Raw genomic sequence first — 8,828 nt, forward strand, 5'->3', positions numbered from 1 at the left:
GGCGACGAACGGGACGGACGCGACTGGCGGGGCGCCGCCACCGAGGTCATCGACCTGGGCGGCGCCACCCTCACGCCGGGTTTCGTCGACGGGCACAGCCACCCCGTCTGGGGTGTCGACATGGCGACCGGAGCCGACCTCTCCGGCTGCCGCGGCCTCGACGCACTGCGCACCGTGCTCGCCACCGCCGCCCGCGCCCTGGCCCCCGGCCAATGGGTCACCGGCTGGGGCCTGGACCACAACGTCTTCGGCGACCACCCCGTCCACCGCGACCTCATCGAGGACGCACTCGGCGGCGCCCCCGCCTTCCTGCGCCTCTACGACGGGCACTCCGCCCTGGCCCGCGGCGCCGCCCTGGCCGCCGCCGGCATCGACGGACCGCGCACCTTCACCCAGCGCGCCAGCGTCGTCTGCGACGATCGCGGCCGGCCCACAGGACACCTCGTCGAACACGCCGCGATGGACCTGCTGCTGCCCGTCGTCCCCCGCCCCGCAGCCGCCGAACGCCGCACCCGGCTGCTGACCGTGCTCGACGAGATGGCGGCCGCCGGGCTCACCGGCGCCCACGTCATGGACCTCCAGAGCCCGGACGTCCCGCAGCTCCTGGACGGCATCGAGGCCGAGGGCCACCTCCCGCTGCGGCTGCGCCTCGCGCCCTGGTGCATGCCAGGCATCGACGCCGAAGGGCTCGGCCACCTCGTCGCGCTCCAGCAACTGGCAGGCCGCCAATGGCGGGTGGACGGCGTGAAGTTCTTCATGGACGGCACCGTCGAGGGCGGTACGGCCTGGCTGGAGCGCCCGGACTGCCACGGCGAGGGCACCGAGGCGTTCTGGCCTGACCCGGCCGCGTACACGCACGCCGTGCACCACCTCGCCCGCGCCGGAGTGCGCACCGCCACCCACGCCATCGGCGACGCCGCCGTCCGGCACGTCCTGGACACCGTCGAACTCCTCGGCGACACCGGCGCGTCCGGCCGGTACCGGCACCGCATCGAGCACATCGAGACGGTGCCCACCAGCCAGCTCCCCCGCTTCGCCGCGCTCGGCGTCGTCGCCTCCATGCAGCCCCTGCACACCGGATACACCCGCGCCGACCACCCCGACGCCTGGTCGAGGCGGGTCGGTACGGAGCGCGCCGGGCGGGCCTGGCGCTGCCGCGACCTGCGGGACGCCGGCGCCGTGCTGGTCCTCGGCTCCGACTGGCCCATCGCACACCACGACCCGCGCGCCACCCTGGCCGCCGCCCGGCTGCGGCGCCCCGCGGGAGAGCCCGGCACCGCCCCGGTCACCCCGGACCAGGCACTGACCGGACTGATGGCCCTGGAGGGCCTCACCTCGCATGCCGCGCTGGCCGCCGGCGAAGAGGCACAGGCCGGCCGGATCGCGCCCGGCTTCCGCGCCGACCTCACCGCCCTGGCCGTCGACCCGGTGACCGCACCGGCCGACGACGTCGCCGCCGCCCCCGTACGGCTGACGATGAGCGGCGGCCGCGTCACGCACCGGGGCACGGCGTAAAAACCCGCGCGGGCGGCCGGGCGGACCGGCCCCGCCCGCGGCGGTGCTCAGCCCGCGGTGGCCGCACCCCGGGCCGGCTTGCCGACGTAACGGGCCAGATGGTGCGGCAGCGTGCCGTACCAGAGGCAGGCGAGGGCGAAGCCGAAGAGCAGGCAGAGGGCGCCGCCGAGCGCGTCCAGCCAGAAGTGGTTGGCGGTGGAGACGATGACGAGCAGGGTGAAGAAGGGGTAGAGCAGGCCGACGACCTTCGCCCACAGCGGGCGGGCCAGCAGCGCTATGGTCAGGCCGCACCACAGCGACCAGCCGATGTGCATCGACGGCATCGCCGCGTACTGGTTCGACATCGAGGCGAGATCGCCGGACGCCATCGAGCCCCAGGTGTGGTGCGCGGGCAGGGTGTCGACGAAGCCGCCGCCCGCCATCAGCCGCGGCGGCGCCAGCGGGTAGAAGTAGTAGCCGACCAGGGCCACGCCGGTGGTGGCGAACAGCGCGAGACGGGCCGCGGTGTAGCGGCCGGGATGCCAGCGGTAGAGCCAGACCAGGACGCCGATGGTCACGAAGAAGTGCAGGGTGGCGTAGTAGTAGTTCATCGGGACGATCAGCCACGTCACGGCGTTCATCGCGTGGTTGACGGTGTGCTCGACCGCGATGCCCAGGGAGTGCTCGGCCTGCCAGATCCAGTCGGCGTTCCGCAGCGCCCGGTCCTTCTGCTCGGGGACCGCGTTGCGGATGAGGGAGTAGATCCAGTAGCTGATCGCGATGAGCAGGATCTCGAACCACAGGCGCGGTGCGCGAGGGGAGCGCAGACGGGCGATCCGGCCCTTCTCCACGGGACGTTCCGCGGTCGCGCCGTGGGGCGGCGGGGGAGCCGGCCGGTCGTCCAAAGTCCTCACATGCGCTTCACCCATAGGCAGACAGTCTGCCAGAAAGCGGTAACCCGCCGATCATTCCCCGGACGGGGATCCGGCACCCCGGCGTAGGTCTCAAGGGGGACGGCGGACCCCCTACTCCTCAGGGATGCCGACGGATTTGGGGGTATTCGCACCTTTTGGCGCCGAGGTGGTGGACCCGCGGACCACCAGTTCGGGAGGGGAGAGGCACTCACAGTGCGACGCCGGGGTGCCGCCCCTCACCTCCGGCAGCGCACGCACCGCCGCCTGCCCCATCGCGGGCACCGGCTGCCGGATCGTGGTCGGCGGCGGATCGGTGAAGGCGATCAGCGGGGAGTCGTCGAAGCCGGCCACGGACACCTCGCGCGGTACGGCGAGCCCGCGCTGCCGGGCCGCACGGACCGCGTCGAGCGCCATCATGTCGCCGGCGCAGACCACCGCCGTCGCGCCCCGCTCGATCAGGGCGGCGGCCGCCGCCCTGCCCGGCGTGCAGCCCGGAGACGACTGTGATGCCGGCCACCCCGCGGTCGACCGGCATCTCCGTCAGCTCGTCCTCGGTGGAGCCGCCCGGGCTCTGCGTCGCGAGCACCGGCAGATATCCCTGACAGGTCAGCGCCTGCCCGATGACCTGCGCGAACGCCGGGAAGATCGGGTTGTCCAGCTCCGGCGTGAGCAGCCCGACCAGGCCCGCGCTGCGCTGCCGCAGCCGCACCGGACGCTCGTGGCCCAGCGCGCCGAGGGCGGCCGGAACGGACTGACGGGTGGTCGCGGAGACGCCGGGCTTCCCCTTGAGCACCCTGCTGACGGTGGCCTCGCTGACACCTGCCTGCGCTGCCATATCGGCGAGCCGGGCGGTCATGCAGGGGGCTGTGTCTTTCGCCCCTCAGATCGCCCACCAGGTACAGCTGTCGCCCGGCAGCAGCGCACTGCCGCCCTCGGTGGCGACCGGCGCGCTGGACAGCAACAGCCGCCCGGGAAGCGGGAGTTCGACTGCGTCCGGCAGGGTGTTCACGGTGCACAGCACGCCGGGACGGGCGAAGGCGAGCACCCCGTCGGGGGCCGGTCGCCAGCTCATCTCCCCGTCGCCCAGGCCCGGGTGGCTGCGCCGCAGGGCGAGCGCCGCGCGGTACAGCTCCAGGGTGGAGTCCGGGTCGCCGCTCTGTGCCGCCACCGAAAGGCCGCCCCAGCCGGCCGGCTGCGGCAGCCAGCTGCCGCCGGGCCCGAAACCGTACGGCGGCCGGTCGCCCGCCCAGGGCAGCGGCACCCGGCAGCCGTCCCGCATCCCGTCCTGCCCGCCGGCATCGGATGCGCCGTCCGGTGCCGCTGCTGCGGACACGGTGCCGCGGAAGAACGCCGGGTCCTGGCGTGCCTCGTCGGGCAGGTCGGTGACCTCGGGCAGGCCCAGTTCCTCGCCCTGGTAGAGGTACGCGGAGCCGGGCAGCGCGAGCATCAGGAGGGTCGCGGCGCGGGCGCGGGGGAGGCTGCCGCCGAGGCGGGTGGTGTGGCGGACGACGTCGTGGTTGGAGAGCACCCAGGTGGTGGGGGCGCCGACGGACGCGGTGGCGGCCAGTGAGGCGTCGATGACCGCGCGGAGCCCGTCGGCCTGCCAACCCGCGCCCAGGAACTGGAAGTTGAATGCCTGGTGCAGTTCGTCGGGGCGGACGTAGAGCGCCAGCCGCTCCGGGGTGGGGGCCCATGCCTCCGCGACGCCGATGCGGGCGCCGTCGTAGCTGTCCAGCAGGGTGCGCCAGGTGCGGTGGATGGCGTGCACGCCGTCCTGGTCGAAGAACGGCAGGTGCTGGCTGCCGATCAGGGTGGCCTGGGCGCCGCGGCCGATGTCCGGCAGGCCGGCCGCCTTGACCATGCCGTGCGCGACGTCGATCCGGAAGCCGTCCACCCCCAGGTCGAGCCAGAAGCGCAGGATGGCCGCGAACTCGGCGTGCACGTCCGGGTTGTCCCAGTCGAGGTCGGGCTGCTCGGGGGCGAAGAGGTGGAGGTACCAGTCGCCGCGCTCGGTACGGGTCCAGGCCGGGCCGCCGAAGATCGACTCCCAGTCGTTCGGCGGCAGTTGGCCGTTTTCGCCCTTGCCGGGCCGGAAGACGTAGCGCTGCCGGGCCAGCTCCGGGTCCTGGAACCAGGGGTGCTGGTCGGAGGTGTGGTTGGGCACGATGTCGACGATGACCCGCAGGCCCGTTTCGTGGGCGGCGCGGATCAGTTCGTCGGCGTCCTGGAGGCGGCCGAAGAGCGGGTCGACGGCGCGGTAGTCGGCGACGTCGTAGCCCCCGTCGGCCTGTGGGGATGCGTAGAACGGCGTGAGCCAGACGGCGTCCACGCCAAGCTCCTTCAGGTACGGCAGGCGGCTGCGCACGCCGCGCAGGTCGCCGATGCCGTCGCCGTCGCTGTCGGCGAACGAGCGCACGTAGACCTGGTAGATGACGGCGTCGCGCCACCAGCCGGGACCGTGGCCCGGTCCTGGTGCCTGGCGGGCGGGGCTGGGGGAAGTGAGCTCCTGGGTCATCTGCCGTCCCTGTCGAGTGAGGAGTCGGTCGGTCTCCACCGGAATCAACGCTCGGGCGGCCGTGCGGTGACGGGGCGGCGGCCGGGCCGTGGGTGACCTTCCGGCCATCCCCCTGCGCAAAGTTCCGGTGGCCTTGCAGAGATTTACCGCAGGCTCCTTCCGTTTCCTGGCGTCGTCGTTACGTTCCTGACCGCCAACTCGGGCAATACCCCGAGGAGTTCACCGCACATCTCGGAGGCTGTCCCCTCCTTCAGGGCTCCTGCGGAGCAGGGCAGGGGAAGCCGGATCGCCGGCGGGGCGACCCGGAGTTCACCCGGTGCCGGGGCGAGGCACCCCAGAACCAACAAGAGCTCTCAACTGTCCTACCTCCCGGGCAGGTTGTCGTGCATGACGACAGCAGCGACAGCGGAGGACACCGGGTGTGCCCGGTGGGCCTTCCGCCTGCGTCTGTCGTCCGCCGCGTTGATGGCGGAGTGGGACCGGTGCCGGTGGGCGGGGAACGAGTGGCGCGCGAAGCCCAAGCAGACCCACGCACGGAACAGGCACCGGCCCGGAGGCACGGACAAGCGGACGTGCGGTCCGGCGCAGCTCGACAAGATGCTGACGGAAAGATGCTGACAACGGCCCGTAAGGCGAACGCGTGGCTGCGTGCGGGCTCCTCGGCTCCGCAGCGGCAGTCGATACGCGACTTCGACGATTCCCAGCTGATCGCCTGCACCGGGGCCGGTACCGGCACGGGAATGAGCCCGGCCGCCCCCGCCCCGGCGTCCGCGCTCAGACCGTCTCGGGCAGCGCCATCAAGCGGGTGACCAGGTCCGCGAACATCCCGTCCGCCGGCTCGTCCGCCAGGAAGCGGCGGACGACCGCCGCCGTCTCGGGGTCGTACGCCGCGCTCACCGAAGCGAGCGCCGCGAAGTCGTGCACCAGCTGGCGCTCCAGCTCGGCACGCGGGATCCGCCGGCCGTCCAGCCACAACAGCGCCGTCGTCTCGGCCAGCGAGATCCACGAGCGCACCACCAACGCCAGCCGCGGCGCGGGCGACGAGACGCGCAGGTGGGCGAGGATCTGCTCGTAGGCGGCCTGCCGTACGCCCTCGATCATCGCGCCGGTGCGGCCCGAACCGATCGCCGGGCCGCCCCGCATCAGCGCCGAGAAACCGGGGCCGTGCTCGTCGACGAAGTCGAAGAACCGCTCCATCACCCGCAGCAGCCGGGCGCCGAGCGGCCCTTCCTGCGGCTCCACGAACCGCGCCGCCAGCTCGTCGGCCGCCCGCCGCAACGCGGCCTCGTAGAGCTGCTGTTTGCCCGGGAAGTAGTGGTACACCAGCGGCCGCGATATCCCGGCCGCCTCGGCGATCTCGTCGATCGACACATCCTCGGGCGAACGGTGGCTGAACTGGTCGAGGGCGACGGCGATCAGCTGCTCGCGCCGCTCCTCGACACCCATCCTGCGGCGCGCCCCGGTCGTCATGCCGCACACCCTAACGACCTCGGGCACACCGGGGATTCACAGGTCCAGAACGAGAGACGCACCCCGCGCCCGGGACACGCAGATCAGCAGCGAGTCGTCCCGCTCGGCGTCGGTCAGCAGCTCGTCGCGGTGGTCCACCTCGCCCGCCAGCACCCGCTGCCGGCAGGTCCCGCAGAAGCCCCGCTCGCAGGAGTACGGCAGATCGGACAGCGCCTGCTCGCGGATCGCCCGCAACACGCTGGTGTCCGCGGGCACGGCGATCGTACGGCCGGTGCGCCGCAGCTCCACGGAGAACGGCGCGTTCTCCCCGGCAGGGGCGAGGGGCGCGGGCGCGAACCGCTCGGTGTGCAGGGTCAGTCCGGCCGCGCCCCCTGGCAGCAGCGCGGCCACCGCGTCCATCAGCGGATCGGGGCCGCAGCAGTACACGGCCGCGTGCGGCGGCGCGTCCGCCAGGGCCGCCGCCAGATCCGGCCGCCCCACCTCGTCCTCGGCGGCCACCGTCAGCCGCCCGTCGCCCGCCCCCGCCAGCTTCTCCACCTCGGCGAGGAACGGCATCGAGGCGCGCGAACGCCCCGCGTACACCAGCCGCCACGGCACCCCCTCCGCCTCCGCCTGCCGCACCATCGGCAGGAGAGGCGTGATGCCGATGCCGCCCGCGATGAAGAGATAGGCGTGGCAGTCCGCCAGCGGGAAGCGGTTGCGCGGGCCGCGCACCTCCACCTCCATCCCTTCGCGCAGCTGCTCGTGCACCTCGCGCGAGCCGCCCCTGCCGTCCTCGATCAGCCGCGTCGCGATGGTGTACGCCCCGCCCTTCGGACACACCGCTTCGGCCGGCTCCCCGCACAGCGAGTACTGCCGCACGGTGCCGGACGGCAGCACCAGGTCGAGGTGTGCCCCCGGCTCCCAGCCCGGCAGCCGTGCGCCGGTCAGCCGCAGCACCACCACCCCGTCGGCCGCAGCGGTCCGCTCGGCGACCCGCAGCCGCAGCGGGGCGGCAGGCCCGCGCCCTGGTCCCCGGCCCGAAACCGGCCGGTCCAGCGCGGGCATCGGCCACAGCGGCGACCGGCCGATCCGGCCGCGCAGCGCCCGGCGGGCGAGCAGGGCGGCGCCGGCCACCAGCAGCGCGGTGCGCATACGCGGCAGTGCGGGCATGTCAGGAGCCTCCGGGGGCAGTGGCGTCGGCCGCGGTCGCGGCGGGGGAGTGGGCGAGATAGGCGGCGGCCTGCTCGGTGCTGCCGTACTTCGACGGGTGGTACGTCCGGCTCAGGTACTGGGGAATGGACCGCAGCATGCCGCCCGGCGTCGGCAGCACACCCTGCCGGCCGCCACGCAGGAAGTCCCTGGCCGACGCCCTGCCGCCGGGCAGCGAAGGGTCGTTGGCCACGAAGAAGCGGGTGCCGCGTTGCCAGAGGAACACCAGCGCGGCGAAGGCGGTGGCCCAGGTGCGCACCCGCCGCCGGTAGTCGCCGTCGAGATGCTGGAAGAGGTCGAAGGCCACCGAACGGTGCTCGACCTCCTCGGCGCCGTGCCAGCGCAGCAGGTCCAGCATCACCGGGTCGGCGCCCCTGGCGTCCAGCGCATCGGCGTTGAGCACCCAGTCGCCCAGGAACGCGGTGTAGTGCTCGATCGCGGCGATCATCGCGACCCGTTCCTTCAGCCACCACACGCGTGCCCGGCCCGGCGGCAGCGTCCGGTCGCCGAGCAGCTTCTCGAAGAGCCAGTCGACCTGCGCGGTGTACGGCTCCGGATCCAGGCCCAGCGCCCGCAGATGGGGCAGGACGTCGTCGTGCGCCTGGGAGTGCATCGCCTCCTGGCCGATGAAGCCGATCACGTCCTCGCGCAGCCGCGGATCCCGGATGAGCGGCAGCGCCTGCTTGTAGACGTGCACGAACCAGCGCTCCCCGGCGGGCAGCAGCAGATGCAGCACATTGATCGTGTGGGCGCTGGCCGGGTCGCCCGGGATCCAGTGCAACGGGGTGTCCGCCCAGTCGAACGCGACGTTGCGGGCCTTCAGCGGGATGCGCTCGGACGCGACCGGCTGCGGCCGCGGCGCCGACTTATTAGACATGGCGTCAATGTACTGGGGGGTAAGTCGTTGGCAATACCCCCGTGCACGCGGGAATTCCCGCCGGACACACGACGACGGCGCGGGGAAACCCCCGCGCCGTCAGGAAGCGACCGGCCGCCCGCAGCCGCCGTCAGTGCAGCCCCGTGACGCGGCCGCCGCCGACCAGCCGGCCGGACAGCTCCGCGTGCGCGCCCGCCTGCGCCGGCAGCGCCATCAGCCGCCCCGCCACCCGGCCTTGCACCCCGCCGCTCGCGGTGATTCCGCCGACCTGGTCACTCCCGGCCGCCAGCAGCCACCACCTGCCGCCGCCGGCCTGCCAGAGCACCCCGGCGAGCACCCGCGGGCCCCGCGGCCCGCACCCCGTACC

General features: G+C 73.6%; 6 protein-coding genes and 3 pseudogenes. 2 read left to right on the forward strand and 7 right to left on the reverse strand.

All coding sequences use genetic code 11. The annotated features are described in order from the left end of the window. A partial coding sequence (locus LIU39_RS34250; RefSeq protein WP_227050888.1) for an amidohydrolase occupies nt 1-1,515 on the forward strand: 1,515 nt, incomplete at its 5' end. Between the two features lie 47 nt (nt 1,516-1,562). On the opposite strand, the gene LIU39_RS34255 is transcribed toward LIU39_RS34250, so the two are convergent. From LIU39_RS34255 to LIU39_RS34265, 3 genes and pseudogenes are all read right to left on the reverse strand, one after another. Then, nucleotides 1,563-2,423 carry a phosphatase PAP2 family protein gene (locus LIU39_RS34255; protein ID WP_227050889.1) on the reverse strand — a complete coding sequence of 287 codons (861 nt, stop codon included), beginning with the start codon at nt 2,421-2,423 and terminating at the stop codon, nt 1,563-1,565. 96 nt (nt 2,424-2,519) lie between these two features. Continuing rightward, nucleotides 2,520-3,264: pseudogene (locus LIU39_RS34260) on the reverse strand (LacI family DNA-binding transcriptional regulator). A 24-nt stretch (nt 3,265-3,288) separates the two neighbouring features. Further along, nucleotides 3,289-4,923 (reverse strand): glycoside hydrolase family 13 protein, encoded by a 1,635-nt coding sequence (locus tag LIU39_RS34265; RefSeq protein ID WP_227050890.1) that lies wholly within the window; start codon nt 4,921-4,923, stop codon nt 3,289-3,291. 387 nt (nt 4,924-5,310) lie between these two features. Between LIU39_RS34265 and LIU39_RS34270 the strand changes: the two are divergent. Beyond that, a pseudogene (locus LIU39_RS34270) lies at nt 5,311-5,615 on the forward strand (RNA-guided endonuclease TnpB family protein); the annotation flags it as partial. An 82-nt stretch (nt 5,616-5,697) separates the two neighbouring features. On the opposite strand, the gene LIU39_RS34275 reads toward LIU39_RS34270, so the two are convergent. From LIU39_RS34275 to LIU39_RS34290, 4 genes and pseudogenes are all read right to left on the reverse strand, one after another. After that, nucleotides 5,698-6,393, reverse strand: a complete 696-nt coding sequence (locus tag LIU39_RS34275; RefSeq protein WP_227050891.1) for a TetR/AcrR family transcriptional regulator — start codon at nt 6,391-6,393, stop codon at nt 5,698-5,700. Nucleotides 6,394-6,429: 36 nt separating this feature from the next. Beyond that, entirely contained in the window at nt 6,430-7,545 is a 1,116-nt protein-coding gene (locus tag LIU39_RS34280) for a PDR/VanB family oxidoreductase (protein WP_227050892.1), read from the reverse strand. A gap of 1 nt (nt 7,546) precedes the next feature. Continuing rightward, nucleotides 7,547-8,461 (reverse strand): metal-dependent hydrolase, encoded by a 915-nt coding sequence (locus LIU39_RS34285; RefSeq protein ID WP_227050893.1) that lies wholly within the window; start codon nt 8,459-8,461, stop codon nt 7,547-7,549. 130 nt (nt 8,462-8,591) lie between these two features. Then, nucleotides 8,592-8,828: pseudogene (locus tag LIU39_RS34290) on the reverse strand (hypothetical protein); the annotation flags it as partial.

It is taken from the genome of Streptomyces pinistramenti (assembly GCF_020564935.1).
GTDB classification, from domain to species: Bacteria; Actinomycetota; Actinomycetes; order Streptomycetales; family Streptomycetaceae; genus Streptomyces; species Streptomyces pinistramenti.

Coding starts and splice junctions, on each gene's coding strand:
- LIU39_RS34255 (WP_227050889.1), bottom strand. CDS start 2,423: ATGGGTGAAGCGCATGTGAGGACTTTGGACGACCGGCCGGCTCCCCCG.
- LIU39_RS34265 (WP_227050890.1), bottom strand. CDS start 4,923: ATGACCCAGGAGCTCACTTCCCCCAGCCCCGCCCGCCAGGCACCAGGA.
- LIU39_RS34275 (WP_227050891.1), bottom strand. CDS start 6,393: ATGACGACCGGGGCGCGCCGCAGGATGGGTGTCGAGGAGCGGCGCGAG.
- LIU39_RS34280 (WP_227050892.1), bottom strand. CDS start 7,545: ATGCCCGCACTGCCGCGTATGCGCACCGCGCTGCTGGTGGCCGGCGCC.
- LIU39_RS34285 (WP_227050893.1), bottom strand. CDS start 8,461: ATGTCTAATAAGTCGGCGCCGCGGCCGCAGCCGGTCGCGTCCGAGCGC.